Source organism: Nitrospinota bacterium (assembly GCA_016217735.1).
In the GTDB taxonomy this organism is placed as follows: domain Bacteria; phylum Nitrospinota_A; class UBA7883; order JACRGQ01; family JACRGQ01; genus JACRGQ01.
Genome location: JACRGQ010000025.1, coordinates 1 through 19,204 on the forward strand (window position 1 = coordinate 1; position 19,204 = coordinate 19,204).

Annotated in this window: 19 protein-coding genes; 1 reads left to right on the forward strand and 18 read right to left on the reverse strand. The window is 60.4% G+C overall.

The window, feature by feature from the left end; all coding sequences use genetic code 11:
* Positions 1 to 222 precede the first annotated feature (222 nt).
* From HZA03_03930 to HZA03_04005, 16 genes are all read right to left on the reverse strand, one after another.
* Positions 223 to 714: a hypothetical protein gene (locus HZA03_03930; GenBank protein MBI5637104.1), complete on the reverse strand. Its 492-nt coding sequence runs from the start codon at positions 712 to 714 to the stop codon at positions 223 to 225.
* Positions 647 to 1,057: a hypothetical protein gene (locus HZA03_03935; GenBank protein MBI5637105.1), complete on the reverse strand. Its 411-nt coding sequence runs from the start codon at positions 1,055 to 1,057 to the stop codon at positions 647 to 649. The genes HZA03_03930 and HZA03_03935 overlap by 68 nt, the downstream gene beginning before the upstream one ends.
* Complete coding sequence (locus tag HZA03_03940; GenBank protein ID MBI5637106.1) at positions 1,054 to 1,590, reverse strand: transglycosylase SLT domain-containing protein; 537 nt, start codon at positions 1,588 to 1,590, stop codon at positions 1,054 to 1,056. Before HZA03_03940 ends, HZA03_03935 begins: the two co-directional genes overlap by 4 nt.
* Positions 1,587 to 1,976, reverse strand: a complete 390-nt coding sequence (locus HZA03_03945) for a hypothetical protein (protein ID MBI5637107.1) — start codon at positions 1,974 to 1,976, stop codon at positions 1,587 to 1,589. The genes HZA03_03940 and HZA03_03945 overlap by 4 nt, the downstream gene beginning before the upstream one ends.
* Positions 1,977 to 2,125: 149 nt before the next feature.
* Positions 2,126 to 3,700, reverse strand: a complete 1,575-nt coding sequence (locus tag HZA03_03950; GenBank protein MBI5637108.1) for a GAF domain-containing sensor histidine kinase — start codon at positions 3,698 to 3,700, stop codon at positions 2,126 to 2,128.
* Between the two features lie 61 nt (positions 3,701 to 3,761).
* A complete protein-coding gene (locus HZA03_03955) occupies positions 3,762 to 4,964 on the reverse strand; it encodes a hypothetical protein (protein ID MBI5637109.1) in 1,203 nt (400 codons plus the stop codon).
* A complete protein-coding gene (locus HZA03_03960) occupies positions 4,961 to 5,656 on the reverse strand; it encodes an ABC transporter ATP-binding protein (GenBank protein MBI5637110.1) in 696 nt (231 codons plus the stop codon). The genes HZA03_03955 and HZA03_03960 overlap by 4 nt, the downstream gene beginning before the upstream one ends.
* A 12-nt stretch (positions 5,657 to 5,668) precedes the next feature.
* A complete protein-coding gene (locus HZA03_03965) occupies positions 5,669 to 6,871 on the reverse strand; it encodes an ABC transporter permease (GenBank protein MBI5637111.1) in 1,203 nt (400 codons plus the stop codon).
* A 34-nt stretch (positions 6,872 to 6,905) separates the two neighbouring features.
* The gene (locus tag HZA03_03970) at positions 6,906 to 8,063 is read right to left on the reverse strand and encodes an ABC transporter permease (protein ID MBI5637112.1); all 1,158 of its coding nucleotides are present in this window, start codon (positions 8,061 to 8,063) and stop codon (positions 6,906 to 6,908) included.
* A gap of 63 nt (positions 8,064 to 8,126) precedes the next feature.
* A complete protein-coding gene (locus tag HZA03_03975) occupies positions 8,127 to 8,882 on the reverse strand; it encodes an outer membrane lipoprotein-sorting protein (GenBank protein MBI5637113.1) in 756 nt (251 codons plus the stop codon).
* A 64-nt stretch (positions 8,883 to 8,946) separates the two neighbouring features.
* A complete protein-coding gene (locus HZA03_03980; GenBank protein MBI5637114.1) occupies positions 8,947 to 11,880 on the reverse strand; it encodes a spermidine synthase in 2,934 nt (977 codons plus the stop codon).
* Positions 11,881 to 11,993: 113 nt separating this feature from the next.
* Positions 11,994 to 13,223: an ABC transporter permease gene (locus HZA03_03985; protein ID MBI5637115.1), complete on the reverse strand. Its 1,230-nt coding sequence runs from the start codon at positions 13,221 to 13,223 to the stop codon at positions 11,994 to 11,996.
* Positions 13,220 to 13,915, reverse strand: coding sequence for an ABC transporter ATP-binding protein (locus tag HZA03_03990; GenBank protein MBI5637116.1), 696 nt, complete (start codon positions 13,913 to 13,915; stop codon positions 13,220 to 13,222). The genes HZA03_03985 and HZA03_03990 overlap by 4 nt, the downstream gene beginning before the upstream one ends.
* A 160-nt stretch (positions 13,916 to 14,075) precedes the next feature.
* Entirely contained in the window at positions 14,076 to 15,248 is a 1,173-nt protein-coding gene (locus tag HZA03_03995) for an efflux RND transporter periplasmic adaptor subunit (GenBank protein ID MBI5637117.1), read from the reverse strand.
* A 105-nt stretch (positions 15,249 to 15,353) separates the two neighbouring features.
* Complete coding sequence (locus HZA03_04000) at positions 15,354 to 15,806, reverse strand: hypothetical protein (GenBank protein ID MBI5637118.1); 453 nt, start codon at positions 15,804 to 15,806, stop codon at positions 15,354 to 15,356.
* A complete protein-coding gene (locus HZA03_04005; protein ID MBI5637119.1) occupies positions 15,806 to 16,264 on the reverse strand; it encodes a hypothetical protein in 459 nt (152 codons plus the stop codon). The genes HZA03_04000 and HZA03_04005 overlap by 1 nt, the downstream gene beginning before the upstream one ends.
* A 169-nt stretch (positions 16,265 to 16,433) precedes the next feature.
* Here HZA03_04005 and HZA03_04010 point away from each other — a divergent pair, with 169 nt between their 5' ends.
* Entirely contained in the window at positions 16,434 to 17,372 is a 939-nt protein-coding gene (locus HZA03_04010; protein ID MBI5637120.1) for an EamA family transporter, read from the forward strand.
* On the opposite strand, the gene HZA03_04015 is transcribed toward HZA03_04010, so the two are convergent.
* Positions 17,351 to 17,548, reverse strand: a complete 198-nt coding sequence (locus HZA03_04015; protein MBI5637121.1) for a hypothetical protein — start codon at positions 17,546 to 17,548, stop codon at positions 17,351 to 17,353. The genes HZA03_04010 and HZA03_04015 overlap by 22 nt on opposite strands.
* Before the next feature lie 133 nt (positions 17,549 to 17,681).
* On the reverse strand, positions 17,682 to 19,172 hold the full coding sequence (gene dacB / locus HZA03_04020; protein MBI5637122.1) for a D-alanyl-D-alanine carboxypeptidase/D-alanyl-D-alanine-endopeptidase: 1,491 nt from the start codon (positions 19,170 to 19,172) through the stop codon (positions 17,682 to 17,684).
* Between the last annotated feature and the right edge of the window lie 32 nt (positions 19,173 to 19,204).

Here is a 19,204-nt window from a genome sequence, read left to right on the forward strand (position 1 = left end):
AGGTGCGACACAGCTTTCCCCGGTTTCCACTTAATGAAATTCTACGATTTCCAAGATACAAGGTGCGAATTCATTCGCACTATCGGCCCACCGGGCCAATCCTTCTTGGCGCGTTGCGCAAGGGAGCCACGGAATTAACAATTCAATCCGTGGCGGGTATCCCCTTTAAGGGGACAACGCGGACAAGAGTGTCCGCGCCACCTATGAATTAGCCTTTCCGTCTTAATGCAATAGGAGGATTGCGCCCGCGGCCGCGCCGACGGCTAATAAAATCCATTTAATGCCCGCGAGCGTTAGGCGCAATCCCCTGTTCTCTTTTTCAGTTTCATCCAGCAAGGCGCGGCCGGTTTCCCGCGCGCCTTCGCAGGCGTGTATCGTCTGTTCGTCCAGCGACATCTGCTGTCGCGCGTAGTCAAGCTCTTCCCCGGCGGATGCCGCCGCGCCGTTGCACGCGTCGAGCGCCGTACGCAGCGCCCCGTTCTCCTGATAGAGCGCGTCGCGCAGGGCGGTTTCAAGGGGCCGCTCCGATTCGCGGCGCTTTCCCTCTTCCGCCAGCGCCACCAGCGGCGGCAGATACTCGCGCGGCACCGCCACGTTCGCCGCGCCCTCGTCAAAATGCGCGGGGCCGTCTTCAGCGGCGGCGTGGTTACCGAAGCAGAGCGTTAAGGCGGCGCAGCAGAGCAGCGTCATCCGCCATTTTTTGTTTCTCTCCATCGCCCCTCCTTTCTCTTTGCCCAGGTAGGTGCGACACTTCTGTCGCACTCTCGGCCCACCGGGCCGATGCCTCTTTTCTCCGTTGTTCATAAAAAGGAAGGGCCGCCGCCGCGCGCGTTGAACGCGCACGGTTCTCATCCGCCTTCTTTCCGGCGAGGCGGAGCCTTTCGCGCCCGGCGGCGCGTTCGGCGTCCAGCGTTTGCAGGGCGGATTCGGCGGCCCGTAACCGTTCTTTCAAAATTCCCTTCTTTTCCCCGCCGCCGCCGTCCGGCACGCGGAAGACAAGCCAACTGGCCGCCGCGAAGATGGCGAGTATGGCAAGGACCAGGTGCCGTTGTTTCATCTATCCCATCCGGCGTATTGCGGTTTCCATTTGCCCAAAATCACCGCGGGGTAATTCAGGTTTTCCCGGCAGGAAATTCCGGCCCGGAAACGGCGGCAGCATTCCACGCCGCGTGCGCCGCAGGCGCGCATCTCTTCTTGAATCCAGCCGAGGCCGCCGTTATAGGCGCGCAACGTCAGCTCCCAGCGGCGCTCATCGTCCGGCAGCCGTTCGTGGAGATGCCGGTCATACCGCACCAGCGCGCGGATCGCCCATTTCCAGTTAAACATGCCGCCGCCCGCCAATTCGGGGTACGCGCCGCCGATCCAGGCCGCCGTGGCCGGGGTGAATTGCGCCAGACCGCCGGCGTGCGATGAACGCGCCTGTTCGTCAAAGCCCGATTCCTGCCGTATCTGCGCGGCAAAAGTGGAAACCGGTTCGTCCTTCCCCCAGACAAAGCGGACTTCGCGCGTGAGAAACGGCCGGTATTTCGCGGCGGGAGAGGCGTTTCCCATGAGCGATACGGCAAGCGTCAGCGCGGTTATCGGTATCACAGCCCCTCCGCCATGGCGATGATGATGGCGAAGGCGAGCGCCGCGATGACCAGCGCCTCCGCCAGCACCGCCGCCCCGTGGGCCAAAATTGTCGCGCCGCCGCCGGCCGTGGAGGGGTGGGATTTAAGGTGGGATAAGGAGCGGTGCAGGTCTATGTAGGGGAACATCGATTTGCGGGTGAAGTGAAACACAAGAAGACCGCAGCCGACGACGGCGACTTTCCAAAACATGAGGCGCAGGTCATTGCGCGTGCCAAACAGCAGAAACGGGACAAATGAAAAAAGATATGCGGGAAACAGCCGCTTGAGGTTGCGGGCCGTCCGGCGAACCGGGGAGGCGTTCACCACTTTGCTTGCGATACCAATCAACTTTTCGTTTATCATCATGCAGCGAAAGATAACCGAAAATTCGGCGGTATTAAATCACGCGGGACGTTTGTGGCGTTTTTGGTGGAATTGACGCGGATGGAGGGGAAAAGGCCAAAATAGCCTCGCTGGAGGAGATGCGGGAATTGAAGGAATTGAAAGGCGGGATATTAGCGGGAAAAAAACGGCTCGATTTTGTGCGGCTTGTCCAAGTCGCAGCGCATTTCCATCGGGATGCAGAACGAGAATGTGCTGCCTGTGCCGGGATCGCTTTCCACCCATATTTTGCCGCCGTGCAGTTCGATGATCTGCCGGGTGAGATTAAGTCCGATTCCCGCGCCGCCCGCTTTGTTGCGGCGGTTTTCGGCTTGCCGGAAGCGTTCGAAAATTATTTCATGCTGGCTCCGGTCGATGCCGATGCCGGTATCGGTCACGCTCACCATGATTTCGCGGGGAAGTTCTTTGACGAGGACTTCGATGGATCCCCCCGCGCCGGTGTATTTGACGGCATTATGGATGAGGTTGCCAAGCGCCTGCGTCAGCTTGCGGTAATCGGCGTACAGCAGCAGCGGACGCTGGTCGATGTGGGCGCTGATGGCGATGCCGCTTCCTTCGGCCATCAGGCGGAATTGTTCGACGCACCGTATCGCCAGTTCTCCCATGTTGATGCGGTCGACGTTCATCGGCATATTGCCGCTTTCGATGCGCGAGAGGTCGAGCAGATCGTTAAGGAGTTTTTCAAGCGTCTGGCCCCGCTCCATGATGATCCTTAGGTAGGAGGAGCGCTCTTCTTCGTCCATGCCGTGGAAATCGATCATGAGGCGCGCGAAGCCGATGATGGAGGTGAGCGGCGTCCGCAGCTCATGGCTGATGTTCGCTATGAAATCGTCCTTGAGGCGGTTGGCGTTGTGAAGCTTCTCGTTTACATTTTCCATATCCCGCGTTTTTTCCGCCACGGTTTTTTCGAGGGAGGCGTTGATGGCGGAGAGTTCGGTTTGCAGATCGGTCATCTCGATGATCTGGCCGACGGCGTTCACCATTGGCACGAGGGCCCGCATGATCTGCCCGTCAAAAAAGCCGGGGGAGGGATGTGAAAAATTCGCGACGCCGGTGAGGCGTCCCTGGTAGAGCATCGGGATGCAGGCGACCGATCCCTGGTTGGGTCCGCGTCCGCTTTTGATAAAGGCCGTGTCGCCGGCAATATCGTTGATGACAACGGGCTGCATGGTTTTCGCCGCCATGCCCGCCGCGCCGGCGCCCGGCTTGAGCGAAAGCCCCTCCTTGTGATGATGTTTTCCCGCAAGCGTTTCGAAGTAGTCCATCTGGCCGGCGCCCGCAGAATGCACCAGGAGATCGTTAACCCGGTCATGCAGCATGATGGAGCACTGGTCAAAATTAAACGCGTCTATGAAAATCTTCACGATGCGATGGGGAATTTTGGCGGCGTCGCCGCAACTGCTGAGAATATTGGAAAGGCGCGTGAACGCGGAAAGGAGCAGCACCGCGCGTTGGAAATCGGCATTCATGCCGCGAAGCGAATCCGATACCGCATCGGCCATTTGGTTTTTTTGCGACAGCGCCGTTTTCATGGCGGCCACTTTTTCCGCGATGGGCCGCTCTTTCGGCGGCAGGCGTTTAATCCCGCGGCGGATGTCCGCCGTTATGCCGTCTTCGGCATCGGCGATGCTGGATAACACATCGGCCAACTTCGGAGCCTTTGTTCCCTTTTTAAGTTGATTCGCCATATTCAAACGGATTATAGCCTATTTTGCACCGCGCGCCGATTGGCCGAAATGCGCACGGCCCCTAAAAATAAACACGGAAGTCGGCATGGGCGGAAAGCGGGTATGATCCGTATTCGCTATTTATCCCCTGGGCCGAACCCGGTTCGCCGCGCGGGATATTGAAGCCAAAGGCCAGCTCGCTTTCATCACTCAATGAAAAGAGGCCGTAGAACGCCAACGCCCGCGAGTTGTCCCCCCAGTTGACCAAGGCGAGCATTTGGCCGGTGAACAGCGGCGTGAATTCATATGAAAAACCGAGTGCGCCATATTCCCGGCCCGGATACGGCGTGGCGCCAAACCGGTAAGCGGCGGGGGAAGAGGCGCCCACGCCGTTATGAAAGTGCTCATAGCGGATTGTAAGCGAGTTGGAAAACCGGTGCTCGGCGCCGGCGGCGATTTCAAGCCACGCATTGGCGCTGTTTTGGCGGCGGTGTCCTTCGGCTCGCAGCCCGAGCCATGAAAAAAGCTCCCCTTGCAGCGATCCGCCCATCACCGTGTCATCCTTTATTTTTCCTCCCAGCAACGCCCATTCGAAACGGGCGAATGTGACGGCGGCCCGCGCGATGGTGGCCGCGCCGCCGCCGTCAACGGAACTTGCGTAGCCGTTTGCCCCGGCGGGATCGGCCGCGTAGCCGAGCGCATGGATGAGGGATATTTGGGAAAGCGGACCCACACGGAAATCAAGCCGTGCGCCGTCAACGCCGGGCTTATAGACCCGGTAAAAGTTTTGGGCCGCGAAGGGGGCGAAGAAATCGTTCGGCGTGAAGTAAAAGCAGGTGGCCAGGCCGATGGGTTGCCGTCCCGCGCGCAGATCAATCCGGCCGGCGGAAAAAGTGAGGAATAACTGGTCTATGGCGAACCGCGCCGCGTCGCGTTTTCCATCGCGCAGCGCCCACTCCAGCGCGCCGCTGCGTTCCACCTCCGCCGTTTTTTGCAACTCGGAGCCGGCGTATGAGCCGAAGAGGTGGCCGTTGAAATCCAGGCCCAGATGGGGACCTAACCGTCCCGCGGCGATAAGCCGCCCCTCCGCGGCGAGCACGCCGTCATTGCGCGCGGGGTAGAGCGCCGGGATGTCCGGGTTTTGGCTGATGCCGCCGTAGAGGCGGATCAGTCCGCGCGCCCCAAAATTATTTTCACCGCCATCGTATTCGTAAAAAGCGGCGGCAGGGAGCGCGGACGCGGTCAGCAGGGCCAGCGCGAAGAAGAGCGCGCGCGGCTGTTTCATCCCTTGCGTTCGTCCCCGGCCAGCTTGCCGTCGCGCAAGGTGATGATGCGCCGCGCGCGGTCCATCACCCGCTGATCGTGCGTGGAAAAAAGAAAAGTAATCCCGTGCGCGGTGTTGAGGTGGTCCATGATGGAGAGCAGGGAGGCGGCGGTGGCCGAGTCGAGATTGGCGGTCGGTTCGTCGGCCAGAATGACGGCGGGTTCGGTGACCATCGCGCGCGCTATCGCCACGCGCTGCTGCTGCCCTCCGGAGAGCTCTTCGGGGCGGCGGTTCTCCAATCCTTCAAGGCCGACCTCTTTGAGCATCTCCATCACCCGCGCGCGCCGTTCGGTTTCCGGCATTCTCTGAAGGACGAGAACGAACTCGGCGTTCTCGTAGGCGGTGAGCACCGGGATGAGATTGTATGCCTGAAAGACAAAGCCGATCCTGTCGCGCCGCATGGAGGAGAGCGCGGTGCGGCTGAGGCGCGCCAGGTCGTTTCCTTCCAGCGTGACGTTGCCGGCGGTCGGCACGTCGAGCGCGCCGATGATGTTCAGGATGGTGGTTTTGCCGCTGCCGGACGGTCCGCAAAGCGCCGCGAAATCGCCTTTGTTCACCGTGAGCGAAAAACCGTCGATGGCGGTCACGTCGATTTTTCCCTGATGGTAGACCTTGGTGACGTTTTCCAACTGTATGATCGGGCCGCTGTCCATGGTATTCCCCAATTAAATGTTGCGTATGCTTTCCACCGGCGGGATCCGGCTGGCTTTCCACGCGGGGTAAAGCCCCGCCAGCAGCGTCAACCCGAAGATCGCGGCGGCGATGCCGGCCACGTCCGCGGGATAGTAGATCACCTTCATGACCGGATCCACTGGTACGCGGTTGAGGTCATAACCCGGCGGCAGGAGCGAGCTGAGGTCGTATCCCCAGCGGCTGAGGTAGATGTATAAGGGCGCATTAAGGATTACGCCCAGCGCCAGCCCCAGCAAGCCGATGAAAAACGATTCCATCAGCACCAGCCGGAACAGAAACCAAGGGGACGAACCGACCGCCAGCATTATGCCGAATTCGTGTTTGCGCTCCAGCACGCTCATCAGGATGGTATCGAGGATGCCGGCCGCCACCAGCAGCCCGATGAAGAACTGGAAGAAGAGGTGGGAGATGCGGTCTATGGTTATCATGCCCGCGATCTCTGTCTGGGTTTCGCTCCACGTCCAGGTTTCGGTGTCCGGAAAGGCGTGGGCGGCGATGGCGGCGCGGATATCGGGGGCGAGGCGCTCGTCGTTCAAAAAAACCGCCACCAGCGTCGCCTCGTTTTCCGCGTAGCCGAGCATGCGCCGAAGCCGGTTGATGGGGAGCAAAATAACTCCGCCGTCAACCGCGTCGACATCGGTCTGGAAGATGCCGGTAACGCGGGCCAGATCGCTGACGATGTTGCCGTTCACATCGGCGGCGGTGTAGACAAGTTTTTTTCCCACTTTGAGATTCAGTTTTTCCGCCAGCTTCGCGCCCACCATGACCCCCGGCTCGTCGGCGTTTTCAAACAGGCGTCCGGCGGCCAGCGATTTCAGAAAGAAATTGTATTCGGCTGATTCCAGCGCGGGATCGATGCCGATAATGCTTCCTCCCACCGTTTTGGCGGCGGTGGCGATCATCCCTTCCGCCATGATGCGGGGAATGGCGCGGGTGACGTTCGGCATTGCCCCGGCGGTTGTCAGCATTTGAGCGCCCACGGCGATACGTTTAGTCGCCGACGGACTATCCAGGTAGCCGGTTGGTTCGATGGTCACATGTCCGAACCCCATTTTCACGCTGGTCTTAACCATGTTGGCCCAGTTGTGATTGGCCATGCCGGTGAAGAGGAGCGTGACCCACAGGCCGGTGCCCACCGAGAGCGCCGTGAGCAGGGTGCGTCTGCTCCGCCGCAAAAGGTTCCGCCAAGCCAACCGCCAGATCATCATGTCACTGGTGGTGCAGGGCTTCCAGAGGTTTCAACAAGGCGGCTTTCAACGCCGGATAGATGACAGCCGCCAACACCACAATGAACATGAACCAGACCGGCATGGCGAGCGCCTTTGTGGTCAGCTTGCAGTACCATATCGGGTCGAACGCGATGCCGGCGAGGGACGCGCCGGAGGAGAGGGAGGAGAGGTCGATGCCGTGAACTTCAAAATGGCGCACCACCGGAATGCCGAAACCGAGAGCCACCACATTTGCGATAACCGCCTCCAGCATCGCTTCGGCCACGATCAGCCAAAAGACCTGCGACGGGGTGACGCCGATGGCCTTCATCACGCCAAATTCCCGTATCCGTTCAAAGACGTTCATGAGCATGGCGTTGAGGATCACCATGCCCACCGCCGAGTAGGCGATGAAGAGCATGAAGAGGAGCGAGATGTCCATCACGTCGATCATCTTGGCCAGCACCGGCTGCAACTGCCGCCAGTCTTTGACCTCCATTCCCGGGGCCAGCGCGGCCACCGCCTCGGCCGCTTCGGCCAGGGCGCGGTCTTTGTTTATGCGAACCACGGCGATTTCGTGCGCCCCTTCCGGCACTCCCATCAGGCGGCGGAACTCGGCGTCGACCATGAGGAATCCGCCCTGATCCACCGCGTCTCCCACGCTTTTAAGGATGCCGCGGACGAAATAGATGTCATTGGCCAACGCGCCGTCGGAGGCTTGGCTGATAACAACGATTTCGCCCCCCGGCTTCACGCCGAGCGTGCGGGCCAGCTTTTTGCCTATCACCACTTCTTTGGGTTTGTCGGCCGAAAGCCAATCGCCCTCCATCACTTGGCGGTCGATCACAGTCACCTTCGGCTCGTTCACCAAGTCAACGCCGCGCATCCAGATGCCGGAGGAGGTGCCGCCCGCCGCCGCCAGCCCAAAACCGTAGAGGCGGGGCGCGGCGTGTAAGCCCGTCAGCGCCAGCTTATCCACCAGCGCGGCGGGATCGGGCACACGGGCGTAGAGGTCGGGGTCGTTACGGTAACCGGGGGCGTGTATCTGGATGTCTCCCGTGCTCACCCCGATGGCATTCTGTTCCATCGTATACAGCAGCCCTTGGCCCAGCGCGGCGAAGAAAAGCATGATGAACCCGGCGAAGGCCATTGAGCCGATGGTGATGACACTACGCACCCGTTTGCGGCTGATATTACGAAGCGCGATGGGGACGATCTTCATCTATTTTTTTCTCAGTGAAGCGAGGGAGAAAAGCTCGTCCGGCAGTTTAATGTCGAACTCCAGCGATTCATGCACCACCTCGGTGTACTCGTCCGGCTTATCGGACGGCACCACCTTCAGGACGGCGGGTATCGTGCGGCCGCTAAAGTTCTTCAGGCCGGTAAAGGTCATGGTGCGCGCTATGTTCATCTCCTCGTCATAGTAAATTTCCTTCACCGGAATATTCTCGTCCTTGACGGACAAAATGATCTTGCCCCAGACCACGGCGGATTCCGGCTTCGGCATGAGGGTGAATTCCATGATGTTCATGCCGTCCCTCGTTCCGGCGAAGGTGATCTCGGCGAAGTAGTCGTCCAGCATCCGGGATTCCTTCACCAAGTCGTCGTTGGTGAAATGGCTTCCCATCCAGGAGCCCATCATCATGCCGCTGGTGAGCCGGATGGTGCGGTCGGTCTGCGGCAGGTAGGTGAAGATGTCGTTGCCCGATTTGAGCGTGGCGGCGTCCTTTTCCTTGAGCGGCAGAATGATGCGGACGAGCGAACGGTCTTTTCCCTTGCTCCACCCCTCCATTTTGAGGCTGCGGGAGTAGTTGCGCGTTTTCACCCGCATCAGCATGATGCCGTGCGACGAATCGCCGCGCCACATCTCGTCGATGCTGTCGAGGATGCGGGCCGCTTTTTCACGCGGCGTTTCGGCGGCGGCGGGAAAGGGAAGGATCAGGGCCGCCAGCAGCACAATCATGGGTTTGTTCATCATTCGTACCTCAATGCGCCAAGCACATCCAGTTTACATGCTTTATTGGCCCGGCGCACGGCGCATGTCAATTGTTTCCCGGGGTGAACGGCATGGTTTTGGGAATCCCCGTTTCCTTCGCGAGGGAGTGAAGGTAGACCATGGTAAAGTCCGGCGGCGACGCGGGGCTGAAAAGGGCCGGCGCGTACGTATTGAATAATTCCAGCGCGGCGCCGTTCTCTTCCCGCGCGATGTGGCCCAGCATCCCCGCTTTCAGCACAAAGGCGCGCAGCCGCGCATCATCGCCAAAATCGGCGGTGGCCAGGAGTTTCCTGGCGGCGCCGGCCGATGCCGCGGCATCCCGCGCCGAGAGCGCATGCACAAGCCGCAGCCAATCCGTTTGGCCGCAGTCCCGCATCACGCGCGGCCACAGGCGCGCCAGTTCCCCCTCCGAAAGGAAGGTAATGGTATTACGGGCGACATATAACAAAGCCCTGTTGTGCTCGCCGCCGCAGCCGGGGGATGTCAGGATGACCGCGGCATCCCGTACATCGTTAGGCATTCCCTTCGGCAGGGGCGCGCCGGTCATGATGAAATCCTGGAGTTGCCCCGCCCGCACCGCGTATTGGTGCTGCATGAAAAACGGCGAGGCCGTTACCCGCGTGACCGCGCCGCCGCGCCGCGTGCCTTCAAGCATGTCCAACAACGGAAGGGGGGAGGACCGCAATTCGTTCAGCGGGAAGAAATTGGATTGCAGGTACCGGGCTTTCACGGCGTTCGTATCCAGATACGGAAAATAATCCGAGTTGGGCTGGACGCCCATTTTGTTGAAAAATCCCGCCAATAGTTTTTTATCGCCCAGCCGCAGCAGGCGCAGATCGTCCGGCGTGGCCACGCCCACCCGCGCCAGCAACGGGGCAAGCTCCGGCGGCGCGGCGGAAAGCGCCGGCTCCGGGAGTTTCCCTCCGTTCCGGGCCACGATAATCACGTCCGATTTATGGGCGCTGTAGATGGCCCAATCGGAAAAATTGCCGTCCATGGCGTTAATGATGGATGCGAAAAGCCGCGCATCGGTTTCGTACAGGTGCAGCCACTGGATATATATGCCGCCGGGATTCAGGTTATGGGAGACGAGCGAGTAAAACTCCAGCGAGAAAAGGCCCGATACGCCGCTCACCCAGGGATTGGAAGGTTCGGAGACGATGATGTCGTATTGTTTCCGGTTGATGGCGAAAAAGGTCTTTGCGTCGTTAATGCGGATATGGCTCCGGGGATCGTCGAAGGTCCGGGCCGAGACGTCCCTGAATTGTCGCGCCGCTTCCACCATTGCCGGCTCGATTTCTATCGTCTCCACGCTCCGCAGCGAAGGCGAAGCAAGGAGCACCCGTGTGGTAAAACCGGAGCCCAATCCGATGTTAACCGCGGTTTCGGCCTTCGGATTGAACAGTATCGGCAATGTCCCCAGCAACATTTGCGTGGATTCGTCCGTTGTGGGGGGGCTGTCAGGGAGGATATTGATGGAAGCATCCGGCTTGCCGTTAGTGGCGACGGTGAGGGAGCCGCTGTCATCGCGCATAACGGTAACCGTGGCGGTTCTCCCGTCTTTGTGGAAAACGATGTGCTCACTGGCATCTATGGTGGCGGCGCCGTTGCGGTAAACGCCGGAGGCGAGCTGTTCGGCCTTGAACGGCACCGCGATGATCACGGCCATTCCCATCGCCGCGAACGCGCCAAGGGCGTAAGCGCCGCGGCGTGATTGGCCCGCGTGGTATAGCAGCAGAACGCCCAGCGCCGCGTCCATCGCCGCCGCCGCAATGCATAATCCCCTGAGCCCCAGCATCGGCATCCCCACGTATATGGCGAACGCCACCCCCGCGATGGCCCCCGCCGTGTTGAAGGCGTAGACTTCGCCGATGGATTTTTCGCCGTGGCCGGCCGAAACAAGCGCAGCGGTGAACAGCGGAAGCGTCATGCCCGCGCATAACGCCGCGGGAACCATCACCGCGGCGGCGATAAGATGGCTGGCGGCGTTAAACAACGTGTATCCGCCGCCGGTCTTGGCCAGCGATTGCATGATATCCGCCATTACCCCAAAACTGCTTGAGTACACCGGCAGCGTGGCAAGGGCAAGCAGGCCCATGGCGATTTGGACATAGCCGGCATACGCGGTCTTGCCGGGAAGGGTGTCAATCCGCCTTCGAATCCAAAATCCGCCCAATCCGAGGCCGATGATGAATGCGCCGACCATCAGTTCGAATGCGTGCGTGGATGCCCCCAGCACAAGGCTGAGCATCCGCAACCACCCCACCTCGTACATAAACGATGACGCGCCGGTCACGAATGCGGCGGCGAGGAAAAGCGTCCGGAGGGTTGTGGCTCCGCCCCTTGCGTCAACCTCGGGCACCAGGGCGGGCGATTTCTTTCCGCGGGAGACCAGCCATGCGGCCAAACCGGCCACGGCATGGAGAAGCGAGGCGGCCAGCAACGTGCCGGGAAGGCCCAAGCGCGGAATCAGCATAAAGCCGGATGCGATTATCCCCGCCGCGCCGCCCAGGCTGTTCGTGCAGTACAACAGGGAAAGCGAATAACCGGCATTCAGCGGAAAGGCGCGTATCAGCGCGGAGCTGATGAGCGGGAATGTGGCGCCCAGCAACATCGTTTGCGGCAAGATGAGCGCGGCGGAAAGGACGTGCTGGAAAACGCCCGCCGCGAGCGGAGATGGAAGGGCGGGCAATATGGCCTTGTACGCAAAGGTGGTGGCGGCCACATACTCATGGTGGAAAGCCCATCCCCACACGGCGAGCGCCCCTTCCGCCGCGGCGTACACCGCGAGCGGATTTTTAATTCTTTCCGACCACTTGCCCGCAAGCCAGGCTCCCGCCGCCAGGCCGCCCATGAACAGGGCCAGCACCAGCGTTTGGGCATAGGCCGCATGCCCCAGAAAAAGCTTCAGGTAATGCGTCCAAATCGATTCGTATATCAGGCCCGCAAATCCGGAAGCCGCGAAGATGGCGTATATCAATATTCTGATGACCCGCTCCCGTTATTATTGCCGCCGCCGCGCGCGGCGGTGATTCACTGTCAAAGATGGCGCCACCCCCGGAGCCGTACTTGTTTCCGCCATTTCCGACGGGGTTATTCATACCTCAATGCGTCTATGGGGTTCAGTTTAGAGGCTTTGTATGCCGGATAAAAGCCGAAAAAAAGCCCCACCGCGCTGGAAAAGCCGAACGCCAGCAGGATGGAGGAGGCGGTGATGATGGCCGGCCAGTCGGCGAAGTGGGATATGACCCGCGACAGGCCGATTCCCAGCGCGATGCCGAGCGCCCCGCCGAGAAGGGAAAGCAGCAGCGCCTCGATGAGGAACTGGAAACGGATGTCGGCCGCGCGCGCCCCCACCGCCATGCGGATGCCGATTTCTTTTGTCCGTTCGGTGACGGAGACCAGCATGATGTTCATGATGCCGATGCCGCCGACCAGCAGCGAAACGGAGGCGATGGCCATGAGCAGCAGGCTGATGATGCGCACCATCTGTTCGGCGGACTGGAGAACCTGCGTGATATTGCGCACCGAGAAATCGTCCTCCTGTTTCGGGCCGATACGGTGGCGCTGCCGGAGCAGGGCGTTGAGATGTTCCTCGGCTTCGCCGAGTTGATCGAAACTTTTTGCTTTCACGAAAATAAGCCGCACGGAATCGGCAAAAATGCCCCCCAGCACTTTTTTCTGCGCGGTGGTGACCGGCATGTAGATGGTGTCGTCCTGATCGCGCCCGTCAGGGGATTCGCCCTTCTTCTCCAGCACGCCGATTACGGTGAAGGGCACCTTTTTTATATTAATCACCTTCCCCACCGGATCGATGGCGCCGAAGAGGTTGTCGGCCACCGTCGTGCCGATCAGGCAGACTTTGGCGGCGCCCCGCACGTCTTCCCATGTGAAAAGGCGCCCGGCGGTGACGGACCAGTCGCGGATTTCGAACACCGGCGGCGTGGTTCCCTGAATGATGGTGGACCAGTTCTGGTTGCCGTAGACCGCCTGCGCCACGCCATTGACGAAGGGGGCGGCTTCCGCCACGGCGCTCAATTCCTTCCGCATCGCCTCCGCGTCCCCCAGCGTAAGGGTCGGTTCGGTGCCGGCGCCCATCCGTTGGCCGCCGCTGGTGGCGCTGCCGGAAAAGACCATGAGGAGGTTGCTGCCCAGCGAGGCGACCTGCTCGCCCAGCTTTTGCCCCGCGCCGGCCCCTATCGCCAGCATGGTGATCACCGAGGCAACGCCGATGATGATGCCGAGCATGGTGAGGAACGAGCGCATCTTGTTCACCAGCAGCGCGCGCAGTGAAATCCGGCCCGTCACCCGCAGATTGATCATCGCCCCTCCCGCGGTTCGTCCGTCACGATGAGGCCGTCGCGTACGCGGATGATGCGGCGGCTGTAGGCGGCAATGTCGGCCTCGTGCGTGACGAGGATGATGGTTTTTCCCTTCTCGCGGTTGATGCGGACGAACAGCTCCATGATCTCGGCGCTGGTTTTGGTGTCGAGGTTGCCGGTCGGCTCGTCGGCGAGAATGAGCGGCGCGTCGTTGACGATGGCGCGGGCGATGGCCACCCGCTGCTGCTGGCCGCCGGAGAGTTCATTGGGCCGATGCTTTTCCCATCCGGTAAGACCCATATGCCGCATCGCTTCCCCGGCGCGCCGCCGGCGTTCCCCCGGCGCCACGCCGCTGTACAGCATCGGCAACTCCACATTCTCCAGCGCGTTGGTGCGCGGGATCAGGTTGAATCCCTGGAAGACGAAGCCGATTTTCCGGTTGCGGACCGCCGCCAACTGATCGCCTTGCAGCCGGTCAACGTTGCCGCCGTCAAGGTGGTATTGCCCCTTGGTGGGGGTGTCAAGACAACCGAGGATGTGCATGAGGGTCGATTTGCCGGAGCCGGATGGCCCCATGATGGCGGCGAATTCACCGGCTTCGATTTGCAGCGATACGCCGGCCAGCGCCGTGAAGGGGTTCTTGTTTTCGGCCCCGTATACTTTGGTAATGTCCGTCAACTGTATGAGCGGCATAGGGGGTCAGCTCCGATTTTGCGATGGTTGAGCGCGTCCGCGTTGGCAGGCTGTTGAAAAATCCCCGTGTCATCCTGAGCCGGAGGCGAAGGATCACTTTCCGGAAAGAGATTCTTCGCTACGCTCAGAATGACATGCATAAATAGTGTTTCACGCCGCGTTAAAAGAGGCGGTGGCCGCGCTGGTCGTTTTTCCCTTTTTGCGCCAGGGTATCCACAATGATCTCCATCCCTTCCTTCAGTTCGGGAGAGGTGACTTCGGTATAGCTGCCGTCGCCGATGCCGGTTTGCACGGCGATGCGGCGTGGCGCGTCTCCGGCCAATATCCATACACCGCTGCCGTGGATGGGGGGCGGATTTTCCTTTTTATTTTCTTTCCCGGCCGTCTTGGGCTTGAAGCGGAGCGCCCCGTTCGGCACCTTCAGCGCCGCATCGCGCGTTTCAATGATGATGCCGACGTTGGCGGTCATGCCGGGCTTGAGCTTCAGCTCCGGATTGTCCACCCGCACCACCACGTCGTAGGTGACCACGTTTTGCACCACCGCCGGGGCGATGCGTATCTGGTGGACGGTTCCTTTAAAAACCATATCGCTATAGGCGTCCACGGTGAATTCCACCGGCTGGCCCGTCTTCACGCGGCCGATGTCCGCCTCGTTCACGCTGGTGTCGATCTGCATCTGCTTGAGGTCTCGCGCGATGTTGAAGAGCGTGGGGGTCGTGAAGCTGGCGGCCACGGTCTGCCCCACATCCACGTTGCGCGAGACCACTGTGCCGTCCACCGGGGAATGTATTTTGGTGTACCGGAGGTTGGTCAAGGCGACCGCGACAGCGGCCTCCGCCTGCTGGCAGGTGGCCTTGGCGCTGTTAAGGTTGGCGCGTGCCAATTCCAGGTTGGTTTCGGCCTGATCCAGGTCGCCGCGGCTTACCGCCTGTGCGTCGAAAAGTTCCTTGGTGCGGCGCCGGCTCCGCTCGGCGTCGTGCAGGCTCGCCCCGGCCCGTTCCCGCGCGGCAACGGCGACCGCCAAACTGGCGGTCGCCTGCTCAAGCTGCGCTTCAAAAGCGGTGGGGTCTATCTCCGCCAGCAGTTCTCCTTGTTTAACGAGGGAGTTGAAATCGGCGTGAAGCGCGCTGATCCGGCCGGAGACCTGCGTACCGACCAAAACCGACATCACGGGATTCACCGTGCCGGTGGCGGACACGGCGGAGCGCAACGGCCCGCGTTCCGCCGTGGCGGTTTTGTATTCCTGTTCGCCGGTTTCCCGTTGATGGTACGCGTAGTAGCCGCCGCCCGCCGCGAGCAGCGCGATGATGCCGATAATAAGCGCTTTCTTCATGCAGCGATCCTTTTTTTCATGGCGCAACGAACTCTGAATCCCATTATATAGTTTTGACGTACAAGAGAGAAGAAAGGTTCAATCGCCGCGTGGCGGCCCACGCGGTCAATTTTCTTTCGGGATGCGGAATTCCTTCTGATGGCCGACATACCACTCCACATAACTGTTGTAGAGGTTGTCCGCCAGTTCGGCGATGTCGGGATTGGGTTGATCCATGTTTTGCAGCGTCATCTCCAGCGAGCGGACGTACTCGTTGCGGTAATGCTCGCGCATATCCGGATGCACCTTCCCCAGGAAAGACGGGTCCGCCATCACCTGCAGCGCTTCATTCAGCGCTTTTTTCATCTCCTTTTGCAGTTCCACGCTCTCCTGGTAGGTGAATTTGCGGTTGAAATCGCCGCCGCGCACGATCCGGAGGTATTCCTTGTTCGCCCGCTGCGATTTGTAGAAGTGCGCGGCGGCTTCCAGTTCCTGCGAGGTCCAGTCGCCGCGTATCGGGCTGCAGGCGGCAAAGATCAGCAGGGCTATCAGCGGGATGCGGCGGATGTTGGAGGGCATCAGTACGCCGGCGGCATATGTATGTTGTCGCGGTTGGCGTTATACCAGTCCACAAACGCGGAAAAAAGCTCTTCCGAGCGATGCGCGGTTTTAGAGTCCGGGTTATCCAGATTTCGCCGCGCCAGTTCCAGCGCGGTCTGGAATTCGCCCCGGAAATGCTTCTTGAACTCTGGATGCACCTTGTCCAAAAAACCGTCCTGCACTATCCGGGCGCTGGCCAGCGCATTGTCGGTGAGCTTTATCACTTTTTCTTTTTCCCCCACCGAGAAAACCTCCCCGGCGCGGTTGATGATGCGGGTCGCTTCGCGGTTGTCCCGTTGCGCGGAGTAGTAGTAGTTGCTCGATTTCATATCCTCCGGCGACCACACGTGCTTGTCTTGCTGGCAGGCCCCCACGGCGGCGAGCAACACCAAGACCGCCCGGATAAGGGGGCTTGCAAAAGAGCGCGTACCATTCATGGTGATTATAATTATGCCATAAACGGTTTTTAAATCAAATAGATAGATATGTTGGCCGGAAGGTAAGGGGGGCGGTTATACATGATTGTTGCGGGGAAGGATTATTCTTCCGTCGGTGATTGTGCCGGTTGATATAATATTTATATGGCAGGAAAAGGTTAAAGCATTAATGGTTCAGATGATCGTTGCCACGCTGTTGTTCGGCCTCGGCCCCGTTCTCATACGGATGGGGCTTAACGAGGGGATCAGCCCGGAGCACATCCTGGTGCTGCGGATGATGGTGGCGTTGCCGCTGTTCGCCGTCACGGCGCTTTTTTTCCGCCAACTCAAAAGCTCGGCCCTTTCCATGCGCGATTTTGCGTTCGTGTCGGTGGTGAGCGTGGCGGGGATGGGAGGGGCGATGTACTGCTTCATCCATTCCATCGAATTGTTGGGGGCGTCGGTATCCACGCTGCTGGGGGCGGTCAGCCCCGCGATCACCGTGCTGATGGCATGGAGGCTGGGGCGTTCTCCCATTACGCCGCTCAAGGTCGTTAGCCTCGCGGTATCGTTTGCCGGCGTCGCCCTTCTGCTCCTGCCGGTCATCGGGATTGGCAATCTGGGAGCGGTGGTGGCCGGCTCGATGGCCGGGGTGGGGTATTCGATGCTGGCGAACCTCTGCTCTTCGGCGGCGATGCTGGCATTTGAAAAATACATGGAGCGTAAAAGCCCATTAGTGGCGGCGTTTCACATCACCGCCTTCATGTTCATTTACGCCGAGGCGCTCTATGGCATGCCGCCGCTGGCTCTCGGCCTGAAAACGTGGGTGATCGTTCTCCTGCTTGGCAGCGTGGCGTGGTTCGTCCCCTTCATGCTGTTTTTTTACGGCATCCGCGCGTTGGGAGCATCGAAGGCGGCGCTGGTACAGAACAGCGGTCCGGCCGTGACGGTGCTGGCCGCGGGATTTTTGCTCAACGAGCGGTTGGTGTTGGCGCAACTTGCGGGAATGGCGCTGGTGTTATCGTCGGTCTATCTGTTGAAAAAGGACACTACGCCCGCGCCGCCACCCGGTGGAGACACCGTTGTGTTTCCACCGGGTGGCGCTTTTCAGGATTCCCGTTCGCCGTAGCGTTCTTTCCACCGTTCGCTGCCCGGTCCATACAGGGACCACGCGGTGGAGCCGATCTTGAACGGGTCATCATCGTTGCGCCGGTAGGGGCGCGGGCCGAGCATGGCGTAGGCCACTTTTCCCAGGACCAGCAATGTGAGCAGGACAAAAGATGCAATGAGCACTGTGGTAAGCATAAGTTACCCCCAAACAAAAGTTACGCCTTCGCCACCATTCTACCACCGATGGACGGTTTTGTTCCGTCAAGTTTATGCAAGTTTATGCGGAATTAAGACCGGCGATTTGTTGCGCGCGGAAAAAACGGAGCGGCTATTCGGCCGCGTGGCCGTTGAGCGATGAAAGTTCCGTCAGCAGGTGGTTTTGAATCTGGTGCGCCATGCCGTTGTAGCAGGCGAGGTCGTTGAAGATCATCGAAAATCCCAGCACGTCGCCGTTCTTCAGCGGGTAGTAGCCGCTTATGGCCGATACCGAGTCCAGCGTGCCGGTCTTCACTTTCACCGGGTTGGAGGCGCCGATATCGCGCTCGCGCACGCTGCCGTCCTTTCCCATCACCGCCAGCGAGCTTATGAATTCCGGTCCGGCTTCAAACTCGTGGTAGAGGCGGTCCAGCACGTCGGTGAGCGCCGAGCATGATACCTTGTTGTCCTTGCTGAGTCCCGATCCGTCGACGAAGCGGTAACGGTCTTGCGTGATTCCCCATTCGGCCATCACCGATTCGGCCACGGTCAGTCCTTTGTTGATGGTGCCGGGGGCGGAGACCTTTTCGGCGCCGACCGTCTTGAGTATCTGTTCGGCCATGAAGTTGTTGCTGAATTTATTCATGTCCATCACCTGATGCAGGAGCGGCCGCGAGCTATGCACAAAAAATTTGGTGGTGGGGCGCGAAGGGGGCGCGTTCAGGATGCCTCCGTCCACCGCCACACCCATGCCGGTCAACAGTGTTTTGAAGGTGTCGCCGAAGTAGCGCACAGGGTTGGCCACGGCGCGGTAGTAGGTCAGCTCGCCGCCGCCGGGGCGGATGCGCCCCAGCACTTCCATCGTCTCGCCGCCGCCGGGGCGCGGCTTCATCCGTATCGCCACGAATTTACGGCCCCCGTTGCCGTAGGTCATCCGGTTCACCAGCTTGAAATAGGGGGTGGCCGGATCGACCACCACCATCGGCTTTGCGCCGGACGGGTCGGGGTAGATCATCACCGTCACGGTATTGAAATTGAGCGCAAGCGCGCTGAGCGGCGCTTCAAACGCGCGGCGTATGGAGGAAAGCCGCCATCCGGCCGGGAAGAACTCGCCGTCGAAGTAGCCGTCGTCGAGGATGATGCCGCCGGTGATGCGGGTGATGCCGCGTTTGCGCACCTCGTTGGCGATCAGCCAGAGGTCTTCGGAAACGAGGTGCGGGTCGCCGCGGCCGCTCACCACCAGGTCGCCCTCGATGGTTTCCCCTTTGCGCGTGCCGGTGTAGGAGAAGATGGTGTCGAACTTGTACCACGGCTTAAGCGTTTTCAGGGCCACGGCGGCGGTGATGATCTTCATGTTGGAGGCGGGGGTCATCAGGAGGTCGGGATTTTTTTCGTAGATGGTGTTGCCGTTCTTGAGCGAGCGCACCACCATGCAGACCCGTCCCCTCTTAAGGCAGGGGTTGCCGATGATCCGGTCGAGCCGGTCTTCGATGTCGTCCGCCAGCGCCGCGCCGGGGAGGGTCAGCGCCAGCAGCGCCGCCAGCAACGCCGCGCGTGCAAGCGCGGGAATGGCCGGGCGGCGGCGGGGGCCATGCCGATGTTTGTCGTCAGTTGTGCCGGTCATAATCAAGAAGGGATGATACAACAGATGGCGGG

Bases quoted from the DNA above. Each gene is read 5' to 3' on its own strand.
- HZA03_03930 (MBI5637104.1), bottom strand. From the start codon at position 714: ATGGAGAGAAACAAAAAATGGCGGATGACGCTGCTCTGCTGCGCCGCC.
- HZA03_03935 (MBI5637105.1), bottom strand. From the start codon at position 1,057: ATGAAACAACGGCACCTGGTCCTTGCCATACTCGCCATCTTCGCGGCG.
- HZA03_03945 (MBI5637107.1), bottom strand. From the start codon at position 1,976: ATGATGATAAACGAAAAGTTGATTGGTATCGCAAGCAAAGTGGTGAAC.
- HZA03_03950 (MBI5637108.1), bottom strand. From the start codon at position 3,700: ATGGCGAATCAACTTAAAAAGGGAACAAAGGCTCCGAAGTTGGCCGAT.
- HZA03_03955 (MBI5637109.1), bottom strand. From the start codon at position 4,964: ATGAAACAGCCGCGCGCGCTCTTCTTCGCGCTGGCCCTGCTGACCGCG.
- HZA03_03960 (MBI5637110.1), bottom strand. From the start codon at position 5,656: ATGGACAGCGGCCCGATCATACAGTTGGAAAACGTCACCAAGGTCTAC.
- HZA03_03975 (MBI5637113.1), bottom strand. From the start codon at position 8,882: ATGATGAACAAACCCATGATTGTGCTGCTGGCGGCCCTGATCCTTCCC.
- HZA03_03985 (MBI5637115.1), bottom strand. From the start codon at position 13,223: ATGATCAATCTGCGGGTGACGGGCCGGATTTCACTGCGCGCGCTGCTG.
- HZA03_03990 (MBI5637116.1), bottom strand. From the start codon at position 13,915: ATGCCGCTCATACAGTTGACGGACATTACCAAAGTATACGGGGCCGAA.
- HZA03_03995 (MBI5637117.1), bottom strand. From the start codon at position 15,248: ATGAAGAAAGCGCTTATTATCGGCATCATCGCGCTGCTCGCGGCGGGC.
- HZA03_04000 (MBI5637118.1), bottom strand. From the start codon at position 15,806: ATGCCCTCCAACATCCGCCGCATCCCGCTGATAGCCCTGCTGATCTTT.
- HZA03_04005 (MBI5637119.1), bottom strand. From the start codon at position 16,264: ATGAATGGTACGCGCTCTTTTGCAAGCCCCCTTATCCGGGCGGTCTTG.
- HZA03_04010 (MBI5637120.1), top strand. From the start codon at position 16,434: ATGGTTCAGATGATCGTTGCCACGCTGTTGTTCGGCCTCGGCCCCGTT.
- HZA03_04015 (MBI5637121.1), bottom strand. From the start codon at position 17,548: ATGCTTACCACAGTGCTCATTGCATCTTTTGTCCTGCTCACATTGCTG.
- dacB (MBI5637122.1), bottom strand. From the start codon at position 19,172: ATGACCGGCACAACTGACGACAAACATCGGCATGGCCCCCGCCGCCGC.